The following is a 24,213-nucleotide window of genomic DNA, read 5'->3' as shown; positions in this document are numbered from 1 at the left end:
AAACGAAACGGAAACCGAAAAAGTAAGATTACAAGCGTAATAAAAAACCCGAAACGAAAATCGAAAGGTTGTTATGCGATTCTTTCTTTGAGAAAGGAAACGAGTCTTTCTTCCTTATCGAGTTTGTTTTCCAAAAGAAGAATTTTCAGATTCTCGGGCGGTTTTGAAATTTTGACGAGATCCTTTTCGGTACAAACGAGATAGTCGTAGTCCTTGGAGATCGTGTCCAAAGCGTTTTCGTCTTCCATCGTATAAGAATGGTGATCCCGAAACGCTCTGGTTTCCAACTCGAATGGCTGGAACTTGCGGATCATCGAAAAGAAAACTTCGGGGTTTCCGATTCCGGTAAACGCGTAGATTCTTTTGCCGTAAAAAATCTTAGGAGAATCCAACTGCAGATCCGGCGATAAAAGTTTATCCGGCTCCGATGTAAAACGAAGGATTCCTTTCGGAAATTTCTTTTGTATGTTTTGTACGGTTCTTTCCACGGAGGATTCGTATTTGGAGAACACGATCCAATCGGCTCTGTTCAAAGAGGAAATAGGCTCTCTTAGATTTCCGGCCGGGATCAGAAATCTTTCCTTATGAATTTTACTCGAATCCAATAATACGACATCGATATCCCTTTCAAGTCTATGATGTTGAAACCCGTCGTCCAAGATCACGATCGGATTCTCCTTTAGATTCGATTCTTTTTTAAACCTAAGATAAGACGCGAGTCTGTCCCTGCCGATCCAAACTTCCGCAAACGGAAGATGTTTTTTTAAAAGAAGAGGTTCGTCTCCCGCTTCTCTCGGACTGGATTGTTGAGTTACCCTATGTCCGTTTTTGGATCCGGTCGCTCCGTAACCCCTGGATAAAAGAACGATCTTCTTTTCGGGAAATTCCCTGTGAATGAGTTTTGCAAGATGAATCGAAAACGGGGTTTTGCCGGTTCCGCCCATGGAAAGATTTCCCACGCTGATCACGAACGCGCCCGGAAGTTTTTGTTTTTGTGTGAGCTTCTGATCAAGAAGAAAAATTCCGCGATATACGAAGGACAACGCGTATAGAATCGGAAATAGAACGACGTGCAGAAGTGAAAAGGGAGTGAAGGATTTCATTAGAAAATTAGAATATTTTAAAATTAAACGATTTCGGAGGATTCTACGAATTGGATGTCGTAGAGTTTTTTATATTTTCCGTCGAGTTGGATCAACTCGTTGTGAGTCCCGGATTCCACGATTCTTCCGTCTTCCATTGCGAAAATTCGGTTCGCGATTTGTACCGTGGAAAGACGGTGTGCGATGATGATTACGGTTCTGTTTTTATAAAGCGATTCGAGCGCTTGTTGTACGAGTCTTTCCGATTCCGTGTCGAGCGCCGAAGTCGCTTCGTCCAAAATCAGAATTTCCGGATCGAGAAGTAAAGCGCGCGCGATCGCGATTCTTTGTCTTTGGCCGCCGGAAAGCATCACGCCTCGTTCGCCCACGATCGTATCAAAACCATCTTCGAATCCAAGGATGAATTCCATCGCAAACGCTTGTTCGCACGCGGCGTAAAGTTGTTCGTCGGTTACGCTCTGGTTTCCATAACAGATATTTTCGCGGATCGTTCCGTTGAATAGAAACACTTGTTGAGCAACGATTCCGATTTTTTTTCTAAGATTGCTCAGATCCATTTCGCGGATGTCTATGTCGTCGATTAAAATTTGTCCTTCCTGAGGATCGATCAAACGAGGGACAAGATCGACTAACGTGGATTTGCCGGCGCCCGAAGCTCCCACGAGCGCGATGGTTTCCCCTTTCGGAATTTCAAGGTCGATTTCCTGGATCGCGGGATTTTTGGCTCCGGGATATGTGAAGGTTACGTTTTTAAGACGGATTCCTTTCTCCATTTTTTTTAGGAACTTAGGACTTGCAGGATTTTGAATGTCCGTTTCCTGATCCAGAAGTTCGAACACCCGATCGCCCGCGGAGATCGCGCTTTGGATCGAGTTGGAAAGCATACTCATCTGTTTGAAAGGTCGCATTAAAAAAATCAGAGTTAAAAAGAAGGCCATAAACATCCCGCGGGAGAACGTTCCGTCTTCCATCAGAAAAGCCCCGAAACTTAAGAAGATCACGGCGACGATCGAGCTGAACAATTCCGTCAACGAAGGCCCGACCTGATGATAAAAATGTCCTTTGAACGTTTTATCGGAAAGATCCTGATTGAATTCCCAGAAACGTTTCGCTTCCGTCTTTTCCATCGAGAACGCGCGGATGACTCGGATTCCCGAAATCACTTCTTGAAGATGTCCGTTTAACGAGGAAAGACGTTCCTGTTGGTTTCTGGTGGCTCTTCGGATTTTATCGGCGAACGCGGAAACCGGTCCCATCACGATCGGAACGATGATAAAGACTGCGAGAAACATCTTCCAGCTTAGATATAACAGAAGAAGCAAGTGTGTGACGATATAGAAAAAATCGGTGATCGCATCCTTCAAATCGGAGCTGATCAACTTGCCGAGAACTTCCACGTCGTTGATGATTCTACTCATCAGAATTCCGGTTTTTTCCTGAACGAAATGATTGAGCGGAAGGGTTTGAGCCTTTGCGTATAGCTCCGCCCTTAGATCCCGAATCGCAAGATAACCCGCCGAGTTGATGCAGTAAACCGCCGCCGCGAGAAAGATCAGTTTTAAAAGATAAACCGGAAAAACGATAAAACAAAAAAGTAAAACGAGTTCGTCATGACTCATCTTCTTCAAGGAAGAATTGAGTTGCACCTTCCACTCTGCGAGTTGCAGTTCGATGGATTCCACACTCGTAAAAGAATCCTTTTCTTCCTGACGTTGTAGGAGGGCCTTGTCTTTTTTTGTGAGAGAAATTTCGAAATTCGTTTTTTCTCCCGTACCGAGAGAATCAAAGATGGGAATCAAAGAAGTAAGAGAGGCTCCGTTTAAAACCGAAACGAGAAAAGACAATACGATCCCCGAAATCAATCTGTATTTGTACTTGAAGGAATACTTTAGGAGCCGTTTATAGATGTTCATTGACAGGTTTAGTCTTTTGAATACTTCTCTACCCTTTTTTGCAGGAATCCTTGTTTTGTCCCTTCTTTTTTCCGGTTGTAATTCTCGGGAAGAAGATCCGGAAGAATTGATTCTTTCCATACCTTCGGATCCGATCAGTTTGGATCCGATCTTTTCCACGGACTTATCTTCGCGAACGCTCGGAAAATTTTTATATCCGTTTTTGTTTCAAAAAACACCCGATGGAAAACCGGCGTATCAACTCGTGGAATCGTTTGTGTTATCGGGCAAGGGCGAGGTTCGATCACTCAAGCTCAAACTGAGATCGCATCTTTTGACGAACGGGGAAGAATTAAAATCGGAACAGGTTCGCGATTCTTTACAAAGGCTGATGACGACGCCCGGTCCGAGAAGAAATCAATATTCGTTTATCAAGGAAGTCAACGTTCTTTCGGAAAAGGAAATCGAGCTGAAAATTTCCGGCGGACTCAGACAAGCGGTGGACGCTCTTTCCATGCCTCCGGCAGGAATCGTATGTTGTAAAACAAACGAAGACGAAACACTCGAAGCCGAATCCTTTGAAACATTAGAAAAGAATAATGCTGTTTCGATTCCAAAGGCCGGCAAATACGTTCTCAAAGAATGGAAGAAGAACAATTATATCCTTCTCGAAAAAAATCCGAACGTCGCCGAGGATCTTCCTAAAAAAATCCGGCTGAGGGTTTTGGCTTCGGCTTCCACCGGAGTGTTTCTTTTTTCCAAGGGGAGAATGGACCTCATGCGTCTTCCCAATTTTCTATTAAAAAATCCGCATATTCAAAAAGAGAATCTTCGTTTTCGAAAAGGCGCGGGCGTTCAATACGTTGCGATCAACGCGAAAGAATCTTGTTTCGACAATCACTTTAGAAAAGCGTTGAATACCGCGGTCGATCCCAAACTTGTGATCGATAAGTTGTTGGAAGGAAACGCCGATTCCACGTTCGGATCGGTTCCGCCGGAAACGATCGGACAATCCAAGATTCAGGAAGTGGTCGCGGGAAATCCGGAAATTCTTCTGATACAAACTCGTTCTCTCGAAAGGGCGAAGGAGTATCTCAAAAAATCGTCCTGTTATCCTAAAATTCTCGAGCGAGAAATCGATTTTAGAATGCGAGGAGACGAAGAGAACAGCGCGAACGGATTGGCTTTGGCCGGTTTTTTAAAACAACTCGGATTGAAGGTGAAAATCAGTCCGATGGAAAAGGCGATTCTTTATAAGGAGAATTCCGAAGGCAAAGGAGATCTAACGTTACTTTTTTGGTACGCCGATCTTCCTGGAGCTTGGAACTTTATCGATCCGTTGTTTTCGGGAAAGGATAAGGGCAACGGTGGGAACCGAGCGCATTACGAAAACAAGGAACTCGAAATTCTTTTTTCCAAAGCGAGAAGTTCCGATTCCTTAAATCTGGAATCGGAAACTACCAAGGTTTTGCAGATTCTTCTCAAGGAATATCCTTGGATTTTTCTTTGGTCGCCGTATGAGGCTTTTCTAATATCGGAAAAGGCGAAACGTTATCCTAGTTTGGCGGATTTTCTGTAGACTCGGGAAGTTCCAGTTCCACGGAATCTCCGTCCCCGTCTTCCGCTTGCGGAAGAATCGTTCTTTCGCCCGAAGCAGTTCCCGGTTCTTGGAAAGAATTCTCCTGTGCGGTCGTAGTGGATGTCGCACCGGAAGGAGCCGGAGGTTGTTCGCCGATATAATAATACTGACCGTACAAAGGATACATACAAGGTACGGAAGAATGAAGCAACAAACCGGTCTCTCCACAAACGTCCACCTTCACAAAATCACCGTTAAACGGTTTGACGAGAGTTTCCGAAAAACCTATGTTTCTTGCTACGTAACTCGCATAACGAAACCAGATGTTTCCGCTGATCGCGGAACCGGAACCTTCAAACGGAGCGCCCACGTCGTTTCCGATCCACACCGTGGTTACTAAATCCGGATTCACACCCGCGAACCAAGCGTCTCTTACTCCTTTGCGAGATCCCCATTTCTTACGCGCTTCTTTCGGAGATTGAACGGTTCCCGTCTTACCTCCCATTGGAAAGGAATCTTCCGCTTTGAGTTTGAGCTTCATCGTTCCTTGTTCGCTTAACACCGCTTCGAGAAGATTGATCGTTTCCGCACAAGCGACTGGATCGAGAATTTGAATCGCTTCGTTCGGATCCTTGAGAGGAGCGGAAAACATTTCGCTTCCTTCAAAGTCCGTGATTCTTAAGATCTGAATAGGAGTTACTTTTTTTCCGCCGTTTGCGATCGTCGCGTAGATCAAAGCGAGTTCCATCGGCGACAATTCTCCGGAACCGAGTGCGAGAGAAAGATTGGGTTGGAATCTTTTTTCAAGAGTCGCCTTATCGATGTCGAGGATCATCGAAACTTTTTCCAAGAAGTCGTTCACTCCGAATTCGTTTAACAATTTTACCGCGATCGTGTTGATCGATTGGGCGAACGCGATTCTTGCGGTGGTTTCCCCTTTAAAACCTTTGTACCAGTTCTTAGGAGAATAACCTCGGATATTGATTCCTTCGTCCATAACCTTGGAGGACGGAGTGATGATTCTATTCTCGAAAGCGATCGCGTAAACGAGCGCCTTGATCGTGGAACCGGGTTGTCTGAGCGCGGACACGGCGCGGTTCAGTCTGAATATATTAGAAATTTTGTAACTACCAACCATCGCCTCGATATAACCGTTGTTCGGGTTGATCGAGATCAATGAACCGTTCATGTTGTCTATGATGGATTGTTGGATTCTCGCTTCTTCGGAGTCGCCCTTTTTTACGTAAGCGGCTTTGACGTCTCCGAGCTTTTTGCGAACCGATTCGATTCCTTCTCGAAGCGATTTCTCCGCGGCGTCTTGTTTATCGTAATCGAGAGTCGTGTAAACGTTCATACCTCTCGTTTCGATATCGATTTCGGAAAACGTATCGAGGATATGCTGACGGATTCCGTAATTAAAATCCGGAGCGAGGTTCACGGTAAAATCCTTATCAAAACCGTATCGTGCGATATCGGAAGAATAGAATTCTTTTTCTCCGTCTTTCGTGATATCTACCTTGTAAAAAGAACGGAACGATTTCACACCCGCGTCCAACTTCTTCGCAAAATTCTTACCGATGCTCGAAGGGTTCGGATGAAGATTTTGATTCTCGGACATCGGAGTTAATACGAGCCTTTGTCTTTTGAGCGCGGTTTTTAAACTGCGGACCGGATTGTAATTGGAAGGAGCGGGAATGATTCCCACAAGCATCGCGGCTTCTTCCGGGGTCAGTTCCGTTGCGGCCTTGTTGAAGTAGTAACGACTCGCTTCCTCAACGCCCGTGTTTCCTTCTCCCAAAAAGATACGATTGAGATACATGGAAAGAATTGTGTTCTTGTCGAACTGACTTTCGAGATAAAAAGTACAGTAGAATTCCGTAATCTTATTGAATATGTTTCTCGCGCCGAGATCCAGAGTCAGCTTTGCGAGCTGTTGTGTGATCGTGGAACCGCCTTGTTTTTGAAACGTGGTCAGGTTGATTAGAATCGCGCGCAATAACGCGGTGTAATTGATACCATGATGATTGTAAAATTCGCGGTCTTCCGAGGAAAGGAGCGCCCACACGATGTTTCCGTGTTCTTTGAGATTGTCCGTGCGGATCGGTTTGAACTTTCTTCTGGAGAATTCTCCGATTAACTTTCCGTTTCGATCGAGGATTCGAATCGGACGAATCTGACTGACTTCGTAATAATTTGTGACCTCGTTTTTAAACTTATCGAGGTTCGAGACTACCTCGTCCTTTTTCGAGAGCCAAACGACGTAAGAACCTCCGATCAAAAACGAGGAGATCGCGATGAACGCGATCGTCGCATAACGGAGAATTTGTCTCCAATGCGCTTTGGAAAAGAGGAATAGTTTTACAAGAGTTTCTTTGATCGAAATGAAAGCGGAGATTTTTTTTTCGTTATCGGATGCCATCGTTTCCTCTTATCTGCTCGGAGCTCAGAGAAAGACAATAGAAACGGCCTGAACTTTGTAAAGTATTAGAAATCTTTTCGAGTATAATTCCGGTTGGAATCTACTCGAAGATCATTTCTTCTTGAGAATGGTAAAGTTCACCCTTCTGTTTCTTTTACGGCCTTCGTCCGAATCGTTTTTCGAAAGGGGAACGGAATCGCCGAAACCTTTGGTCTGAATTCTTTCCTTGGAAATCGAATGTTTTTGGGAAAGATATTCCGCAACCGCGGTTGCGCGTTTTTGGGAAAGAATCAGGTTGTCTTTTTTCTTTCCAACGTTGTCGGTATGACCTTCGATCTGAATTTCGATCTCGGGATTTTCCTTAACGATTTCGGCGAGACGATCGAGTTCCGGCGCGGATTCGGGAGCGATCTCGAAGCTCTTAGATTCGAAGAATAAATTATTGATCTGGATCGTTCCTCGTTCTCGGATCGGAGGAAGTTGTAAAACGACTTCGACCTTTTCCGAAAATTTCTTTTTGGAACTGAGGTTCAGGTTTTGAGAAACGGGAAGATAACCTTTCTTCTGCGCGTAAAAACCGTAGTTCTCGCCGAATGGAAGAACGATCGAAAAATTTCCGGTGGAAGGATCGCTTTTTGCGCTTCCGATCTTTTCGTGAGACTTTAGAGATTCGTAATATATATCGGCGGACAAAGGATTTCCTTCCGTGTCCAGAACCTTACCGTCGATCACGACGACTTTTTCGGGACGCATCTCTTTCGGAAGATACGCCATAAACAATTGACCTTCCTTGCTGATATACGCCCAGTCGCTGTTGGCGGGAATCGAAAAGAAGTTCACACCTTTCAGGTTTTCGGAAACTTCCACGGGTTTGGTCCACTGATCCCAACCGTCTCCGATTCTTCTCGTCATGTAGATCGAAAGGCCTTTGTGTCCGTCGCTTGAAAAATAAAGGGTTCTATCGTCGCTCGCAAGAAACGGAGCCATCTCTTCGTGATCGGTGTTGATGACTTCGCCTAAGTTTGCGCCGAGCGGAAACGTTCCGTCGCTTAACATTTTACTCGCGTAAAGATCGAGCTTGCCCTTCGAGTCCTTGTGTTGCGAGGAATAGATCAGAATTCTTCCCGAAGACGAAAGAGTGGAACCGCCGAACACTTCCTGACTGGAATCGTTTTTCTTTCTGTAGAGATTGTAAAAATCAGGAAACTTTAATATACTCGGTTTCGACCAGGAATCCTTTTCCTTAAAACTTTTATAAAGAGGAACTCTTCTCGTGATCTGTCTCGACTTCTCGTCGTATTCGGCTCTGAGTTCCTCGATTTTTTTTCTGTACTCGTTCGAGTTCTTGGAGGAACGCGCGGCCAATTCTCCCTTGGTCTCGAAATCTTTTCCGAGTTCGTCCATGAGTTCCTTTTCTCCGAACGTGCCGAAGACGAAAAGTTCGTTTCCTCCTGGAAGCGCGGAGATCACCGCCGAAGGCATCTCGTTGTTCAAGGGCGCGGTCATTTCCTTTCCGTCTTCCCAAAAACCTTTTTCATCCAGTTTGGAAAACCAGATCTTCTGCGTTCCGGACTTGCCTCGTTTGATGTAGGCGGTCCAGAAAAGATATTTCCCGTCCGGAGAAGCGTTCGGATTGAACGCGAATATATTATGATTTACGTAATCGGGAATTTTTTTGATCGTCCAGGGTTTGATCTCTTTCGAATCGAGGAAAGGAGCGATCTCGTAACGAACCGGATTGCAAGTGGAACCCTTCATGTTGCAGAGAATTCTTACGGTTTTATCGTTGAGTTTGGAAAGTTCGGAAGTGATTTCGTTGGATTCGATCGGGACGTATGCGTTTTCGGTGGCGAGTAGTTTTCCGAACTGGAGAATCTTACCGATCAATAATTTATCCTCGGCTTGAAGGCCGGTCAAAAACGGAAAACTTAGAATCAACGGAAGAATGGATCGAAGTTTAGAACGCATACGATATAAACTTCGGAAGAATTTCAAAAGTCCTTAATTCTCCTTTTTCTTGGCAAAAAACCCCTTCTTGAAAATCATGGTCATGATTCTCCCCTGGCAGGTATTCTCTAATGATCAGCACTTCCGGATTAACCCTAAATTTTGGTAAAAAAATTCTTTTTGAGAACGTTTCGGTTAAGTTTAAGGAGAATTGCAGATACGGTCTGATCGGGGCGAACGGTTCCGGTAAGTCCACCTTTATGAAAATTCTCGCCGGCATGGAACAAGCGGCGAACGGCGCGGTTTCCATCGACGCCGGATTAAAACTCGGTTACTTAAAACAGGATCATTACGAATACGAAAACGAAACCGTTCTCAACACGGTCATCATGGGGAATCCCGAACTCTGGGAAGTTTCTCAAGAACGCGACGCGATTTATGCAAAGCCCGAAATGTCCGACGAGGATGGAATGAAAGTTTCCGAACTCGAAGAAAAATACGGAGAACTCGGAGGATACGAATCCGAAAGTACCGCCGGTGAACTTCTCGAAGGTTTGGGAATTCCCACCACAAGTCATACACAAACTCTCGCTTATCTGACGGGCGGTTTTAAACTCCGCGTTCTTTTGGCTCAGGTTCTATTCCAAAAACCTGATATTCTTCTTTTGGACGAACCTACCAACCACTTGGATATCAAGACGATTCACTGGCTGGAAGAATTCTTAACCAATTACCGCGGCGTTGTCATCGTGATTTCTCACGACCGTCACTTTATCAATTCGATCGCGACTCATATCGCGGATTTGGATTATCAATCCTTAACCGTTTATCCGGGCAACTACGACGACTATATGGAAGCGTCCACGATGGCCCGCGAACGTCTGTTAGACGAAAACAAACGTAAGAAGGAAAAAATCGCCGAACTTCAGGACTTCGTAAACCGTTTTAGCGCGAACGCGAGTAAGTCCAAACAAGCGACTTCCAGACAAAAACAAATCGAGAAGATCAAACTCGACGACGTCAAACCTTCTTCCAGGGTTTCTCCTTATATCCGTTTTAAAATGAAAAAGCCCCTCGGTAAGGACGTGATTCTTGCGGACAACGTATCCAAGTCTTACGATCGACCGATCTTCAAGGACTTTACGATCAACATCACCAAGGGAGAAAAGATCGCGATCATCGGAACCAACGGAGTCGGAAAGACCACTCTTTTGAAAACTCTGATGAAACAACTCGAGCCCGATACGGGAAAGGTTGCGATGGGGGATTCGGTCACTTCTTCGATCTTTCCTCAGGATCATAGAGAAGGAATATTAGAAGACGCTGATACGATTGTGGAATGGCTTTATAGATACGCCGATCCGGGAACGGAAATGGAAGAGATCCGCGCGATTTTGGGAAGAATGTTGTTCAGCGGCGATATGGCCAAAAAACCTACGAGCGTTCTTTCCGGGGGAGAAAAATCCAGAATCATCATCGGAAGAATGATCATGACCGGCGACAACCTTCTCGCGCTCGACGAACCTACCAACCACTTGGACTTGGAAACGATCGAAGCGTTGAACTACGCATTGACCATCTTTGAAGGAACCGTGATCTTTGTTTCCCACGACCGCGAGTTCGTGTCCTCTTTGGCGACTCGAGTGATCGAAGTTTCCACCGAAGGAATCCGCGACTTCAAAGGTTCTTACGAGGACTTCTTGGAAAGAGAAGGCGCCGAGTTCTACAAACGATTGTCCGGCGGGCCCGTTTTGACGGAATCTTGACGATCGACCTCGTTCGTGGAAAGAGCGTCGTTTAACGAACGAGTTCCGCGCTCGGATCCGAGTTTGTTCGATTATCGTAAAATTCTAATATAGTTTAGGATTTTGTTTTTAAGAATTCCAAAAGCCCTTCGAGGGCTTTTTTTCTATGCGAAACCGAATTTTTTTCCACTTCCGGGACCTGTGAAAAAGGTTTTTGAAAGGGCGGATAAATAAAAACCGGATCGTAACCGAAACCGTATATTCCGATTGTATCATATTCTTCGGAGATGATTCCTTCACATTTGCCTTCGAAAGTATGTTCGGTGTTTTCGTCCACGTAGGCGATGACGCAGGCGTAATGTGCCTTACGATCCGGGTTTCCTTTTATTTTTTCCAAAAGCAAACGTGCTCGACCTTCGTCGTTCAATCCTTCTCCGCCGAATCTCGCGGAATAAACGCCGGGATCTCCTCCGAGTGCGGAAACACAAATCCCCGAATCGTCCGCGATCGAAGGAAGTTTCGTCAAACGGAACAATTCTTTCGCTTTCAAAAGAGCGTTTTCGGCAAACGTTGTTCCCGTTTCCTCGACGTCGAAAGAAACGTTCAGATCCTTTGGCGTAAGGATCCGAATTCCGAGCTCCATGAGAATGGAGCCGACTTCTTTTACTTTATGGGAGTTGTTTGTGGCGAGAGCGAGTTGCTTCAAAAAGGGTTAACGATTCAGTTTGAATTCGTCGAAAGCGTCTTCAATATTGGGAACCACTTTGAAAACCTTGTCCAACATGGTGATTTCGAAAAGTTGGAGAAGATCCTCGTCGTTTACCACGATGATGATATCGCCTTCCGCACTTTTGAACTTCTTTTTATAAGAGACAATGATGCCTAACGCAGTGGAACAGATATGATTCACTTCCGTCAGATCGATGATGATCTTAGGGCTTGGATCGAAATTGTGTTCGCTTAGGTTTCGGTCCAATTCTTCGCTGTCCGATTGAAGAATCGATCCTGCAATTTTGATGATATGAATATCGTCTTGTACGGTTATTTCCATGGGGTTCCCGATACTTCTGTGGCTTTTTGATTTTGGTTTTTCAACAAAAAAACGAAGTTGGAATGGGATTTTGACGTGTTTTTTGATCATTCAGACTTTTTCTATGTCGCTTGGAAGGAAGAATCCTAAAAGAAACCGTGGAAGGACCTTCGAAGCGCTTTCATCGGAACCGTGTAAGGCGCCGAATTACCATTCTCCAAAAATAAAAGAGAAGAATTTTCCGAAATTTATGATTCGATCCTTGAAACTTTCGAACTGGTGGTACTTGAAGAATGGGAAAAAAGATCGGATATATAACGCTTGGAATTTTTATTTTAATCGGTTTGTTGTATTGGGTGGGGCAGGGGCCGAGGGTGGAGATCCCTAAGGATGTAAAACCGGGAGCCGAATTCGTTTTTCCGGGCGAAGAGGAAACCACTCGGGACACTCTCGCGCTTTTAATTTCTTCCCTTAAGGAAAAATATCCAAAAGGCAACGAAGCCAAAAGGGACGCACATCCTTTCGCGCACGGTTGTGTGAAAGCGAGTTTTACGGTTCTACCTTCCGTTCCCGAAGATCTTAAATTTGGAATATTCAATTCTTCTAAAACGTATTCCTCTTGGATCCGTTTTTCAAACGGTTCCATCACTAAAAAGCCGGACTTCGAAGGGGATATTCGAGGAATGGGAATCAAGTTGTTGGGAGTGGACGGTCCTAAGTTGGCCGAGGATGAAAAAAGAACCCAAGACTTTTTACTCATCAATCATCCCGTTCTTCCCGCGGGCGCTCCCGCGGAATATCTTTCCTTGTTTAAGGCGGCATTCGCTAAAAAACCGATGTCTTATTTTTTCGGAGGAATGCCTTGGAATTGGAAGTTGACCGCGTTGAAAGAATCGATTTCGATTCGAAGAAAAAAAATTCCGGACGTTTTGGAAATCCGTTATTGGAGTACGACTCCGTATCGTTTGGGAAACGATTCCACTGCCGTTAAATATTCCGCGAGACCTTGCGAAACAAAGGATCTTAAGGTCCCCGAAAATCCTGCGGAGAATTATCTGCGTCAAACTATGGTTTCTCATCTCAAAGAAAAGTCGGTTTGTTTCGAGTTTATGATTCAAAAACAAGGGAACCCGATTTCAATGCCGGTCGAAGATCCTGCAGTTCATTGGGATGAAAAAGATTCTCCGTTTGTTCCCGTCGCAAAGATCGAAATTCCGGTTCAGGATTTCGCGACCGCGGAACAGGATCGTTTCTGCGAAAATCTTTCCTTAAATCCTTGGCATTCTTTGGAAGCGCACCGTCCTCTTGGAGGAATCAATCGTGTTAGAAAACTTGCATACGAATCGATCGCAAAATACAGACACGAACAGAACGGTGTAAAACAGATCGAACCTTCGGAATGATTTTCGATTTTCTTTGGAGGAACCGGATGAAACGTCTTAGGTTTGTATTGATATTCTTTCTTGTCGCATTAACGAATCCTTCGTTTTCTCAAACTCAGGGAGGTTATTACGCGTTTGTTTATTCCAAAAGCGGAGTGATCGGTTCCATCGAGTTCAACGGAATGACGATCGTTCCCGAATCGAACAAGGAAGACGTGACCGGTCAAATCGATTTGAATATTTGGATTCGTCCCGGTGTAAACAAGATCAAGGTAAAAGGAATTCGCAAAAGAAAAGAGGACGAGTTTGCTCCTCGGTTAAAGGCGATTCTTTATCTCGCACAAAAGGGTCAGTTCCCGGACGAGGGACAAAAGATCGCGGGGTTTGAATGGCAAGAAGGAGAGGGCAAACCGGTTCTTCCTTTGGAAGAAGAGATTAGTTTTACTCCGACCGAAGTTCCTCCTTCCGAACTCTGGAATATTGCGGAAGAAATTCAATTGAATTCGGAGGATAAGGAAAAGATTCAAAAGTTGATCTCCGATCTATACGACGCCTTTCGGAAAAAGGACGAGAAAAAACTTTTTGATCTGATGGAATTCAGAGCCAGAGAACTTGCAAAAGCGAGATACGAATCTCCCGAAGAATATACCGCCGATTTGAAAAAAGGAATTCAATCCGTTTTAAAATCGATCGGAGGTCAGTTGGATAAACTCGATCTTAAGAATCTTCAATATCAGGTGATCGCGGATAAGAAGGTGGTTTTCGTGACTACAAAATCCGGAAACAGTCCGATCGAAAATAAAAAGAAAGGATACTCGGCTCCGATTCATGTTTCCAAGGTTAAGGGAGAATGGATCATTTCGCGTTAAAAAGTCGATACGCGAATTCGTCCGAGCGAGTTAACGGTTGTCGAACGAACGCAGAATCTCCTCGATTTGAGACACGTTATACGGCTTTGTAAGAAGGTCGTCCATCCCCCTTTGGACGGCTACGTCCTGGATCTCCGGGGCCGCGTTTGCCGTTAGACCGACGATACGCACAGACTTTCCTTTCGGGAATTTGCGGATGATTTCCGTCGCGGAAAGTCCGTCGATTCCCGGCATGTTGATATCCATAAAAATCAGATCGTAGTGCGAACGTCTCACCTTTTCGACGGCTTCCATTCCGTCCTCGACGAGGGAAGGTTCTATATTCTTCTTTTTTAATATTCTTCCGAGAAGTTTTTGATTGATCGGATTGTCCTCGACGATCAAAACTTTCAGCTCCGAAAAATCGGATTGTTCCGAAGTGGTCTCGTTCGATGAGGAATTTTCGATCGTTTCCGTCTTTTCCGAAGTCGGAATTTCAAGCCGAAGTTCGAACCAGAATCTGGTTCCGATTCCGGGCTGACTTTCTACTTGGATTTTTCCGCCCATCAACTCGACCAATTTTTTGGCGATCGACAATCCGAGTCCGGTTCCTCCGAAATTTCTCGTGATGGAAATGTCGGATTGAACAAAAGGCTCGAAGACGGAATTGAGTTTGGAAGCGGGGATTCCGATTCCGGTATCGGAAACCCAGGTTCTAAAACGCACCGATTGATTCTTTTTTTCTAATATATGAAATCCGATTTCTACGGTTCCTTCCTTGGTGAACTTCGTCGCATTCGATACGAGGTTCGTAAAAATCTGACCGATTCGAACCGGATCTCCGTTGAGAGTCTCCGGAAAATCGGAAGGAAGTTCGATCTTCATTTCGTTTTCGTTCTTCTCCGCTTCCACGCGTAAAAGCGCCGTTAAATCCCGAAGAAGTTTTTCCATACTGAACGGGATCGATTCCAACTCGATCTTACCCGTGTCCGCTTTGGAAAAATCCAAAAGGTGATTGATGATCTTGAGTAGATTGTCCCCGCTTCTTTGGATCAACTCCAACGAATCCTTTTGATCCGGAGCTAGGGATGTCTGTAAAAGTAATTCAGTAATTCCTAATATTCCGGTCATCGGCGTTCGGATTTCGTGACTGATATTGGACATGAAAACGGTTTTGGCGAGATTCTCCTGTTCGGCGATTTCGCTTTTTTCTTTGAGCGCCTGATTCAAAAGCGCCAGGGTTTCCTGTTGAAGATGAAACGAGGTGATGTCCTCGAAAAACCAAAGTCTTCCCGGCGCGATCTTCCCCGGCAAAAGAACACAAGTGACTTCGAAGAGTTCTGTTTCGGGATTCTCGAATTTCCACTGGGTCGAGAACTTCTCCAATTTCGGATTGGATAAGTTTCGATTTACTTCGAGTAAAATTTCCTCACGATTGACCGAGGACTGCATCAATCTAGTCATCGCGTTGGAAACTTCCCAAGAAGAAACGTCTCCTCCTTTCGGAAAAGAAAGCAAGGCCGCCGCGCTTTCGTTGATCCAGGTTTTGCCCGTTCCCGAATCCATAAAGATGATCGATTGAGAACTCGTCTTGACGATCGAATCCAACTGAGTATGGACGGAATTTAGGGAGATCTCCTTGTTTTTGATCGAAAATATTTCCCGAATTCTCGGAGACAAACCGGTTAATACGTTTAGAAATTCGGGAATGTTCTCTTCGTTTTCTGAATATAAGAATAAAAGAATGTTTCGAATTCCGGTTTCCGAACTCGGAATCGGTAAAACGAGGGCTTGTTCGAAGTTCAATTCTTCCAAAGCGTCGAAGTTGGAGAATTTTATCTCTTCGCGTTTGAGGACGAATGCGTTTGCTGGTTTTTCGTTCGGATAAGAAAGGGAAAGAAATTCGGTATTGGTTTGTCGCAGGGAAAAATCGAAATTCGGTTCCGATTCCGAGATTTTTAAGGAAAGAGGATCGCCACTTTCCAATAATATTAGAAAATCAGCATGAACCGCTTTTCTACAAAGGGCGTAAAACGCCCTCATCTCCTCCAGATACGAACCTTTGGAAAATAGTTCGTAGCAGTTTCCGTAAAATTCGTGAATCGTTTCGAGGGATTTGTTTTCGGAAGAATCTTTCATCGAGCCGGTTCTGTTTCGAAAAAGGATTTTAATTCTCGGATCACGGACTCCGGAGAGCTAAAATGCGGAAGATGTCCGGTTGCGGGAATGGAACGAAAGGTCGCTTGCGGAATATTCTTACCGAGATATTCTCCCGCTTCCATAGGCACCGCGATGTCGTCTGACGGTTGCAGAATCAATACGGGATGTTTGCTCTGAGGAAGATCCTTTCTGTGATCGGATTGAAAGATCGTTCTCGCGACGGACAGTCCGATGTCGGGGCGAATTTCACGAAGTGAAGACGCGAAATTCTGCGCCAGCTCGGGACGATCCGGATTTCCCATGGCCATCGGAGCGAAACCTCCCGCCCATGAAAAAAAGTTGAGTTCCATCGCGGCGTAGAGTTGATTCAGATCGTTCTGTTCGAATCCGCCCTTATAACCCGTGTCGTTTAGATAACGGGGAGAGGCGCTGATAAACGCGAGTTTGGAAAATAATTCCGGCCTTCGGATCGAAGCGATGAGACCGATCATACCGCTTACGGAATGTCCAACATATAAAGAATTTTGAATGTGAATTTCTTCCAAAAGAAGGATCAAATCCTCCGCGTAAGCGTAAAGATTGGAATATCGATCCGGACTAAAAAAGGAAGGATCCGTTTTTCCGGAACCGATCGTGTCGAACAACACGAGTTTATAGTCGTCTTTGAGATGAGGAACGATTTTGTTCCAAGTGGATTGGTCGCAACCGAATCCGTGTCCGAGCACGATTGTTCTGTCACCGGAACCGATCGTCTTCAAATTGTGGCGAGACGCTCTTTGCATAAGTCGTTGTTTATTCCCGATTTGTTTTTAGTCGAGGTTCGTTTTCATTTAAGAAATAAGACTCTTTCAATTCCGGATTTTAATCGATTTCCTTTGGAAATACGATCAAAACAAACGCGTTGAAACGAATTTATTCCGCCCGTATTTTTTGGAATAGAAAATTATGAAACGAAGGGTTTTATTCTAACATCGATTTTCCAAGGTTGATACAATTCGTGCGGGTCGACGAAACCTTTGGCGCATTTCCGTTTTTTTTAAGACGCAGATTTAGAATTCTCGATCCGCGAAAACTTACGTTTAAAAAAGACCGGATACCCCGATGAGGAAAAATTCTTTCGTATCGAATTATAAGTCGTTGTCGAAGCGGAGTTTTGCGCGACACGATAGGCTTGACACCGCGGAAAATTATATTAGATTTTGATCATGGAAGTAAAGACTCCCCTCCAACAGTTGTTTCTTTGGTTTCGGAATTCGCTTACGATCCGGATTGTCGGGATCGGAATTCTGGCTCTTTTACTTTTGATTCCTTCCTTTATGGTTTCCAACCTGATTCAGGAAAGGCAACAAACACGAAACGAAGCCGAAGCGGAAGTCACTTCCAAATGGGGAGATTCTCAGACGATCGGAGGTCCGATCGTTTCGGTTCCATTTTACGACTCGATCAAAAACGATCGAGGGGAAATAGAAAGTATTCTACGTTATGCGCACTTTCTTCCGGAAGAATTGCAGATCACCGGAACCGTGAAACCCGAAAAAAGATACAGAGGAATTTATGTGGTTCCTTTGTATCAGGGAGAATTGATCCTTCAGGGACGTTTCGGCGCCTTGGACAAACATTCTCTCCCGATCTCCAATAAGGATCTGCTTTGGTCCGAAGCTTTTCTTTCTCTCGGGATCAGCGACGTAAAAGGAATCCGTGAAAAAATTTCAGTCGATCTCGGCGGAGTTAAGAAAGAGATGGGACCGGGAACGAGAAGTAACGACGTTTTTGTTTCGGGTGTAAGTTTAAAAACTCCTTGGGACGCGACGCGTTCGAAAGAATTCTCCTTGAAACTTTCGTTTAACGGAAGCAAGGAATTGTTCTTCTTGCCGATGGCAAAGGAAACGAAGGTCAATCTGGATTCTCCTTGGCAAACCCCTTCTTTCGAAGGCGACTTTTTACCGGACTTCCGAGACGTTACCAACTCCGGTTTTAAAGCGAACTGGAAAGTATTGGAACTCAATCGGAATTATCCTCAGGATTTTATAGCGGATTCACAATCGAACGGAATCAACGGATATCGTTTCGGAGTTCGTTTTCTTCTTCCGGTCGACGAATATCATAAGACCGTTCGCTCTTCCAAATACGGCGAGTTGTTTTTGCTTCTTACATTCATCACGTATTTTTTCATCGAAGTTTACAAAAAGGTAAGACTTCACTTTATCCAATATCTTCTTTTGGGTTTCGCGGTTCTACTTTTCTATATTATGCTTTTATCATTAACGGAACACATCCCGTTTAACTTGGCGTATTGGATCGCGAGTTCCCTGATTCTCGGGCTCGTCACATTATATTCCAGAGCTTTTTTTAAGGGAGAATTCGTCTTTATCGTCGCAGGCGGCACGATTTTTGTTTTCTATCTATTCTTCTTCGCGCTTCTTCAACTCGAGGACTTCGCATTGTTGGTGGGCACGTTCGGATTGTTCGTGCTACTTGCGGTCGCGATGTATTTTACGAGAAGAATTCAAGAATTGGAATCGGATAAGGATTCTTAACGCAAACGAGTCGTTCCCGGTTTTTGCGTTTGAGAAAATGGATTGTGAAAGAATTCGAATCCGTTGAATCTGACGCCCATGAAAGAATTGAATCGGAAACAGTTTTTAAAGTCCTTTCTTTATTTGTATTTGAGCGGATTCGCTTTGGATCTGCTTTCCAAGGATAAGAAGGAACAGAATCTTTCGCAAACGAAGGAGAATTCGAATTCTTTAGACGCGAATCTCGAATCGAATTTTAAAAACGTCTATCTCGATCCGAAACTCAAGGAAGAATTCTTTCTTTTTCTTCAAAACGTATATCATCTTTATCCCGAGGAAAGTTTTCATAAACTTATATTCGATATCTCTAAATCGAAACAAAACGATCGTGAAATCTACGAAACGATTCTCAAGGAGATTCCTCGGATCAAACCTTTTGCGGGAATCATTACATACGCTCTTCCCGCTCTCAAAAAACAAAAATTAGAAATTTCTAATGAAGTCGTGGACCTTCTGGGGGAGGGAAGTTCCGTAAACGGTTATATGGAAATCGGAACCACGGGGCGATACGTCGGAAGTCTCAAAAAGAAACTGAAAATTTCCGGCGATCAATTCGTGTTGAACGATCTGGAACCGAAATACAACCCCGAAGATGTGGCGGAGAGAGGACAACTCGGTAAGGTCGGCAAATTTGTCGCGTTAGGCGATTACGATCCGATTCCTAATTCTGCGGTCCAATCGGCGAGTCTGGATTTGGTTACGAACTTTATCGGCTTTCATCATTCTCCCGCAAAACGGTTGGACGGTTTTATCGAATCGATCGCGCGGGTTTTGAAACCCGGAGGAAAATTAGTTCTCAGGGATCACGACGTGAATTCGAAGGAAATGAAATCGATCGTCGCCTTGGCTCACGATGTGTATAACGTCGGTTTGGAGATCTCCTGGAAGGAAACGGCGCAACAAATCAGGAACTTTACTTCCGTTGCGGAGATCGAAGAAATGGTGAGCAGATTCGGTTTAAAACCTTTGAAAAAATACGTTCTTCAAAAAGGCGACCCTACTAAAAATACTTTGATGGCTTTCGAAAAAACCGCATGAAAAAAACAGCAATTCTTTTAGTCTTCTTCTTTTTCGGTTCTCTTTTTGCCGAACCTACGATCGTAAACGACGTAACTCAGATCAATCCGATTCCGGTAAACCGGGTCGTAGTTCCGACCACGTTAGACGAAATACAAAATCTCGTCAAAAATCAGGAAGGTCCGATTTCCATAGGAGGCGGAAGATTCTCCATGGGAGGTCAGATCGCGACCGAAAACGCGTTGTTTATCGATACGAGAGAATTCGATAAAATTCTTTCCTTCGATCCGAAAGCGAAACTGATCACGGTCGAACCGGGAATCACCTGGAGAAAACTTCAGGAGTTCATCGACCCATTCGATCTTTCGGTTCAGATCAAACAAACCTATTCCAACTTTACGGTGGGAGGTTCTCTCAGCGTAAACGCTCACGGAAGATATATCGGTTACGGGCCGATGATCCTTTCCGTTCGTTCCATTAAACTCGTGTTAGCCGATGGAAAATCGATGAACGCGAGCCCGAAAGAAAATCCGGAATTGTTTTATGCGGCGGTGGGCGGTTACGGCGGAATCGGAATCATTACCGAAGTCGTTTTACAACTCACCGATAACAAAAAGGTAAAACGATTCGTAAAAAAACTTCCGATCACGGACTACAAAAAATTCTTCTTTGAAAACATACGCAACAATCCTAAGGCTCAGTTTCACAACGGTGACATCTATCCTCCCGCTTATGAAAACGTGAACGCGGTTACTTGGGAGGAAACGGAAGAATCCGTAACCGTTCCGGATAAGATCGTTCCGGTGAAAGAAAGTTATTGGCTCGAAAATCTAATATACTTCTGGTTAACGGAACTTCCTTACGGGAAGGAATTGAGAGAATCCGTTCTCGATCCTTTGTATTATCGCAAGGATAGAATCGTCTGGAGAAACTACGAGGCCAGCTACGACGTTCAAGAGTTGGAACCTCCGACTCGAAAAATCAGCACGTATGTTCTGCAGGAATACTTCGTTCCCGTGGAGAAGTTCGACGAATTCTATCCGTTGATGAGAACCATTCTTCGGAAACACGACGCGAACGTGATGAACATTTCGATTCGTCATTCGAAAGCGGATTCGGGTTCGTTGATGGCTTGGGGAAGAACGGAGGTTTTCTCGTTCGTCATTTATTATAAACAACGCGTCTATGCGAGCGCCAAAAACGAAGTGGGAGTTTGGACCCGAGAGTTGATCGACGCGGTTACGAGCGTGGGCGGAGCTTATTATCTTCCGTATCAATTGCACGCAACCGTAACTCAATTTCACAAGGCGTATCCGAACGCGAATCGTTTCTTCGCATTAAAAAGAAAACTGGATCCGAAATATAAGTTTAGAAACAAACTCTGGGACAAGTATTACTTTCACAACGAAGACGATCAGAAAATCAGACTGACCCTGGATTCTCTCAAGGATTATTCGCGCAACGAGGATCAGACCTTTCTTACCTTGCCGGAATGGTATATCGTTTTTAGTTCGGACGAATATGCGAATTTTTTAATGCATTCTCGACCGAGTGCGTTTCCGTATTTCGGAAGTATCGCGCAATTCTGGAAAATGTACGGAAGAGTGATCGTCAAAACCTGGAACGACTACGAATTCAACTGGGGGTATCACCTCATGATCAACGTAATCGGAGTCAGTTATTCTGCGGAATTGATGTTGAAATCCTTGTATGAAAATACGTTCGGAAGATGTACGGAATGGATCGCCGGGACCAACGGACTTAGTTCCGAAACCAACGTGGAAGCCTATATGCAAAAAGTTGCAAGGGATTATACGGACTTCGTAAGACTTCGGCCTTGGTATGAGTATCCGTTCTATTCCAAGTTCAAGGAATTTTGGACGATTCGAGACGGAGACAATACGAGTTTCGTTCGAAGATGGGAAAGAAGATTCTTCTTCTCGACGGAACTTCTTGTCAAAGCGTTGTACGGAAAATTGATCGCGCTCGGAACCGAATCCGTTTACGCTCCGGAAACTTTTGAAGTAAGGGCTTGGGTTGTGGAGAATGGAAAAGGTAATATACGATCGATTCCGAGATACGAAGCGTTTACAAAGGCCGTTCCCGAAATCGTTAAGAAGAACGTTTCCTTTGTGGAGATCGCGGGAAATCGAAAAATTCTTTTGACGTTGATTGTTCCTTCCGAAACAAATCTTCGAGATCGGGAAGAAGTGTTATACGAATGGAATATTTTGACCGAGCCGAATCAAAAACGAGTGGCTGTGGTCGCCCCCGTTTCAAGACTTCATGAGATTCTAATAAACTCGGAAAAGAACGGATTTAAGGTGGATCATATATTCGACTATTGATCGAGAGATTTTATATTCGAATTTCAAATCCGTCTTGATGATTTCCGTTTATTTGGAATTTTACGAAACATGAGATACCTTTTACAACTTTCCTGTTTCATCTTATTTCTTTCGTGTGCGGTGACTTCGTATTCTTCCAAGTCCGTGACCTTGGGAAAACAGTTCGACTTAAAGGACTTAAAACAGAATCCGAAAGGCCCGATTCTATTTCAGAAAAAACTCGCCGCGGATTGGGTTGCGGATCGCGGAGGGTTGATCCATCTAAAAGATCCGAAGGCGAAAGCGGCTTCGCTTCAATCCGGTGACGAACCGATTCAAATCTACTTTTACGTAGTCGATCATCCGAAGTTCGGAAGATATTTAATCGATACCGGAATGTCCGAAGCATTTAGAAAGGATCCAAAGGACTGGCCGATTTCCTGGCTTGTAGCGTCGGTGATGAATACCTCCGCGTTTAAGGTTCATCTGACTGCGTCGGAATGGCTCAAAAAAGATCCTAAGAAGTTGGAAGGGATTTTTCTAACTCACATGCACCTGGATCATGTTCTGGGAACGAAGGATTTTCAATCGGGAACTCCGTTGTATATTGGACCGCAAGAAGCCACTCATAAACAATTTATCAATTCTTTCGTTCAAGGAACCACGGATCAACTTTTGGGTGAGAATCCGGCCTTGTCCGAGTTGAGTTTCGCGCCTCCGTCCAACGATTCTTCTTATCCAGTTCTCGATTTTTTCGGAGATCAATCCTTGCTGATATTTCACATCGAAGGTCATACAAAAGGAAGTCTTGCGTTTTTGGTTCAAAGTTCGAACGGATATCAACTCGTTTTGGGGGATTCTTGTCATACCGCTTGGGGATGGGAGAATAACGTTCCTCCGGGCGATTTTACCGCGGACCAGGAAAAGAACAAGGCGGGTCTAAGTTTTCTGAAAGACCTTGCTTCTAAGTTTCCCGGAATTCAAGTACATCCGGGACATCAAAGTCTATCAGAAAAACGTAATTAATAAATTTGGAATGATTCGTTCCATTTTATCGGAGAAACGAAATGAAAGAAATCGACCGTTCTAAGCCGGTTCTTGTTACGGGAGGCGCCGGTTACATCGCATCCTGGGTGGTTCGTTATTTATTGGAAGACGGAATTTCCGTAAGAGCCACCGTAAGGAACAAATCGGATTCCAATAAAATATCGCACCTTCTCAAACTCGCGGATCGTTTTCCGGGGAAACTCGAACTCTACGAAGCGGACCTTATGAAAGAGGGATCTTTTTTAAACGCGATCCAAGACAAGGGCGGGGTGGAGTTGATACTTCATACGGCTTCTCCGTTTTTTATAGACGGAATCAAAAATCCTCAAAAAGAACTCGTGGAACCCGCGGTTTTCGGAACAAAAAACGTTCTTGAATCGGCTAACGCGAGTTCGACGGTAAAAAGAATCGTTCTTACTTCGAGCGTTGCGGCAGTGATGGGAGACAACGCGGACGCGCTTTCCTTTCCGAATAGTCGTCTTTCCGAAGCGAACTGGAATACGACGAGCAGTTTGAATCATCAGCCGTATCCGTATTCCAAAACCTTAGCGGAACGGGAAGCGTGGAGAATCGCGGATACACAATCCAAATGGGATTTGTTGACGATCAATCCTTCCTTTGTGATGGGACCTTCCGTCTCGGAACGCGCGGACGGAACGAGTGTAAACTTTATGCTTTCGATGATCAACGGAAAGTTCGCGCCCGGAGTTCCCGATATGACGATCGGTTTCGTGGATGTTCGCGACGTCGCGAAGGCTCATATCCTCGCGGGGTTCACGCCTTCCGCAAAAGGACGTCATATCGTTTCCGCAAACACATTGAAGTTTTTAGATGTGGCGAAGATCATACGGGAGAAATACGGAAATCGTTTTCCCGCGCCGAAAAGTTCTCTGCCGAAGTTTTTGACTTATATGATCGGGCCGTTTTTCGGATTGTCCTGGCCCTATATTTCGCGTAACGTGGGAATTCCTTTCGAGCTGGATCATTCCTACAGCAAAAAGGACTTGGGTTTGAATTACAGACCGATTTCGGAAACGTTCATCGAACATATAGAACAGATCGTTTCTTCCAAGATGCTTTCTAAAAAAAGCGCCTAAGGGAGAATGGAACTCCGAAATCGTTTCGGTTTCGACAAAAGCCG

Annotated in this window: 17 protein-coding genes; 9 read left to right on the top strand and 8 right to left on the bottom strand. The window is 44.6% G+C overall.

Translation table 11 applies throughout. The annotated features are described in order from the left end of the window. Positions 1-71 precede the first annotated feature (71 nt). Positions 72-1,103, bottom strand: coding sequence for a tetraacyldisaccharide 4'-kinase (gene lpxK / locus CH367_RS09930; protein WP_100762327.1), 1,032 nt, complete (start codon positions 1,101-1,103; stop codon positions 72-74). Between the two features lie 23 nt (positions 1,104-1,126). After that, positions 1,127-3,016 (bottom strand): ABC transporter ATP-binding protein, encoded by a 1,890-nt coding sequence (locus CH367_RS09925; RefSeq protein WP_165783257.1) that lies wholly within the window; start codon positions 3,014-3,016, stop codon positions 1,127-1,129. Between CH367_RS09925 and CH367_RS09920 the strand changes: the two genes are divergently transcribed. Further along, positions 3,015-4,574 carry an ABC transporter substrate-binding protein gene (locus CH367_RS09920; RefSeq protein WP_100762397.1) on the top strand — a complete coding sequence of 520 codons (1,560 nt, stop codon included), beginning with the start codon at positions 3,015-3,017 and terminating at the stop codon, positions 4,572-4,574. The two genes, CH367_RS09925 and CH367_RS09920, sit on opposite strands and share 2 nt — an antisense overlap. On the opposite strand, the gene CH367_RS09915 is transcribed toward CH367_RS09920, so the two are convergent. Continuing rightward, positions 4,552-6,993, bottom strand: a complete 2,442-nt coding sequence (locus tag CH367_RS09915) for a transglycosylase domain-containing protein (protein WP_100762326.1) — start codon at positions 6,991-6,993, stop codon at positions 4,552-4,554. The genes CH367_RS09920 and CH367_RS09915 overlap by 23 nt on opposite strands. A 111-nt stretch (positions 6,994-7,104) precedes the next feature. Next, the gene (locus CH367_RS09910; protein ID WP_100762325.1) at positions 7,105-8,961 is read right to left on the bottom strand and encodes an OmpA family protein; all 1,857 of its coding nucleotides are present in this window, start codon (positions 8,959-8,961) and stop codon (positions 7,105-7,107) included. Positions 8,962-9,071: 110 nt separating this feature from the next. On the opposite strand from CH367_RS09910, the gene CH367_RS09905 reads away from it, so the two are divergent. Continuing rightward, positions 9,072-10,706, top strand: coding sequence for an ABC-F family ATPase (locus CH367_RS09905; protein ID WP_100762324.1), 1,635 nt, complete (start codon positions 9,072-9,074; stop codon positions 10,704-10,706). A 94-nt stretch (positions 10,707-10,800) separates the two neighbouring features. Here the strand turns inward: CH367_RS09905 and rdgB are convergent, their stop codons facing one another. Next, positions 10,801-11,391, bottom strand: coding sequence for an RdgB/HAM1 family non-canonical purine NTP pyrophosphatase (rdgB, locus tag CH367_RS09900; RefSeq protein ID WP_100762323.1), 591 nt, complete (start codon positions 11,389-11,391; stop codon positions 10,801-10,803). A gap of 6 nt (positions 11,392-11,397) precedes the next feature. Then, entirely contained in the window at positions 11,398-11,736 is a 339-nt protein-coding gene (locus tag CH367_RS09895) for an STAS domain-containing protein (RefSeq protein ID WP_010572667.1), read from the bottom strand. A 272-nt stretch (positions 11,737-12,008) separates the two neighbouring features. Between CH367_RS09895 and CH367_RS09890 the strand changes: the two genes are divergently transcribed. Continuing rightward, positions 12,009-13,118: a catalase family protein gene (locus CH367_RS09890; protein WP_100762322.1), complete on the top strand. Its 1,110-nt coding sequence runs from the start codon at positions 12,009-12,011 to the stop codon at positions 13,116-13,118. Between the two features lie 26 nt (positions 13,119-13,144). Next, positions 13,145-13,966, top strand: a complete 822-nt coding sequence (locus CH367_RS09885; RefSeq protein ID WP_244284539.1) for a hypothetical protein — start codon at positions 13,145-13,147, stop codon at positions 13,964-13,966. 30 nt (positions 13,967-13,996) lie between these two features. Here CH367_RS09885 and CH367_RS09880 read toward each other — a convergent pair whose 3' ends face one another. After that, positions 13,997-16,084 (bottom strand): ATP-binding protein, encoded by a 2,088-nt coding sequence (locus CH367_RS09880; protein ID WP_100762321.1) that lies wholly within the window; start codon positions 16,082-16,084, stop codon positions 13,997-13,999. Then, positions 16,081-16,887 carry an alpha/beta fold hydrolase gene (locus tag CH367_RS09875; RefSeq protein WP_100762320.1) on the bottom strand — a complete coding sequence of 269 codons (807 nt, stop codon included), beginning with the start codon at positions 16,885-16,887 and terminating at the stop codon, positions 16,081-16,083. Before CH367_RS09875 ends, CH367_RS09880 begins: the two co-directional genes overlap by 4 nt. Before the next feature lie 423 nt (positions 16,888-17,310). On the opposite strand from CH367_RS09875, the gene creD reads away from it, so the two are divergent. From creD to CH367_RS09850, 5 genes are all read left to right on the top strand, one after another. After that, positions 17,311-18,642 carry a cell envelope integrity protein CreD gene (gene creD, locus CH367_RS09870; RefSeq protein WP_100762319.1) on the top strand — a complete coding sequence of 444 codons (1,332 nt, stop codon included), beginning with the start codon at positions 17,311-17,313 and terminating at the stop codon, positions 18,640-18,642. 78 nt (positions 18,643-18,720) lie between these two features. Beyond that, entirely contained in the window at positions 18,721-19,719 is a 999-nt protein-coding gene (locus tag CH367_RS09865) for a methyltransferase domain-containing protein (protein WP_100762318.1), read from the top strand. Beyond that, positions 19,716-22,046 (top strand): FAD-binding oxidoreductase, encoded by a 2,331-nt coding sequence (locus CH367_RS09860; RefSeq protein ID WP_100762317.1) that lies wholly within the window; start codon positions 19,716-19,718, stop codon positions 22,044-22,046. The genes CH367_RS09865 and CH367_RS09860 overlap by 4 nt, the downstream gene beginning before the upstream one ends. Positions 22,047-22,115: 69 nt before the next feature. After that, the gene (locus CH367_RS09855; RefSeq protein ID WP_244284538.1) at positions 22,116-23,051 is read left to right on the top strand and encodes an MBL fold metallo-hydrolase; all 936 of its coding nucleotides are present in this window, start codon (positions 22,116-22,118) and stop codon (positions 23,049-23,051) included. A 41-nt stretch (positions 23,052-23,092) separates the two neighbouring features. Further along, positions 23,093-24,169, top strand: coding sequence for an NAD-dependent epimerase/dehydratase family protein (locus tag CH367_RS09850; RefSeq protein WP_100762316.1), 1,077 nt, complete (start codon positions 23,093-23,095; stop codon positions 24,167-24,169). The last annotated feature ends 44 nt before the right edge of the window (positions 24,170-24,213 follow it).

Origin of the sequence: Leptospira barantonii, assembly GCF_002811925.1 — a bacterium.
GTDB classification, from domain to species: Bacteria; Spirochaetota; Leptospiria; order Leptospirales; family Leptospiraceae; genus Leptospira; species Leptospira barantonii.
This window is presented reverse-complemented; position numbering and strand designations above follow the sequence as displayed.

What these genes read in the sequence shown, in the direction of transcription:
- lpxK (WP_100762327.1), bottom strand. Translation starts at nt 1,103, where the DNA reads ATGAAATCCTTCACTCCCTTTTCACTTCTGCACGTCGTTCTATTTCCG.
- CH367_RS09925 (WP_165783257.1), bottom strand. Translation starts at nt 3,016, where the DNA reads ATGAACATCTATAAACGGCTCCTAAAGTATTCCTTCAAGTACAAATAC.
- CH367_RS09915 (WP_100762326.1), bottom strand. Translation starts at nt 6,993, where the DNA reads ATGGCATCCGATAACGAAAAAAAAATCTCCGCTTTCATTTCGATCAAA.
- CH367_RS09910 (WP_100762325.1), bottom strand. Translation starts at nt 8,961, where the DNA reads ATGCGTTCTAAACTTCGATCCATTCTTCCGTTGATTCTAAGTTTTCCG.
- CH367_RS09905 (WP_100762324.1), top strand. Translation starts at nt 9,072, where the DNA reads ATGATCAGCACTTCCGGATTAACCCTAAATTTTGGTAAAAAAATTCTT.
- CH367_RS09895 (WP_010572667.1), bottom strand. Translation starts at nt 11,736, where the DNA reads ATGGAAATAACCGTACAAGACGATATTCATATCATCAAAATTGCAGGA.
- CH367_RS09890 (WP_100762322.1), top strand. Translation starts at nt 12,009, where the DNA reads ATGGGAAAAAAGATCGGATATATAACGCTTGGAATTTTTATTTTAATC.
- CH367_RS09885 (WP_244284539.1), top strand. Translation starts at nt 13,145, where the DNA reads ATGAAACGTCTTAGGTTTGTATTGATATTCTTTCTTGTCGCATTAACG.
- CH367_RS09880 (WP_100762321.1), bottom strand. Translation starts at nt 16,084, where the DNA reads ATGAAAGATTCTTCCGAAAACAAATCCCTCGAAACGATTCACGAATTT.
- CH367_RS09875 (WP_100762320.1), bottom strand. Translation starts at nt 16,887, where the DNA reads ATGCAAAGAGCGTCTCGCCACAATTTGAAGACGATCGGTTCCGGTGAC.
- creD (WP_100762319.1), top strand. Translation starts at nt 17,311, where the DNA reads ATGGAAGTAAAGACTCCCCTCCAACAGTTGTTTCTTTGGTTTCGGAAT.
- CH367_RS09865 (WP_100762318.1), top strand. Translation starts at nt 18,721, where the DNA reads ATGAAAGAATTGAATCGGAAACAGTTTTTAAAGTCCTTTCTTTATTTG.
- CH367_RS09860 (WP_100762317.1), top strand. Translation starts at nt 19,716, where the DNA reads ATGAAAAAAACAGCAATTCTTTTAGTCTTCTTCTTTTTCGGTTCTCTT.
- CH367_RS09855 (WP_244284538.1), top strand. Translation starts at nt 22,116, where the DNA reads ATGAGATACCTTTTACAACTTTCCTGTTTCATCTTATTTCTTTCGTGT.
- CH367_RS09850 (WP_100762316.1), top strand. Translation starts at nt 23,093, where the DNA reads ATGAAAGAAATCGACCGTTCTAAGCCGGTTCTTGTTACGGGAGGCGCC.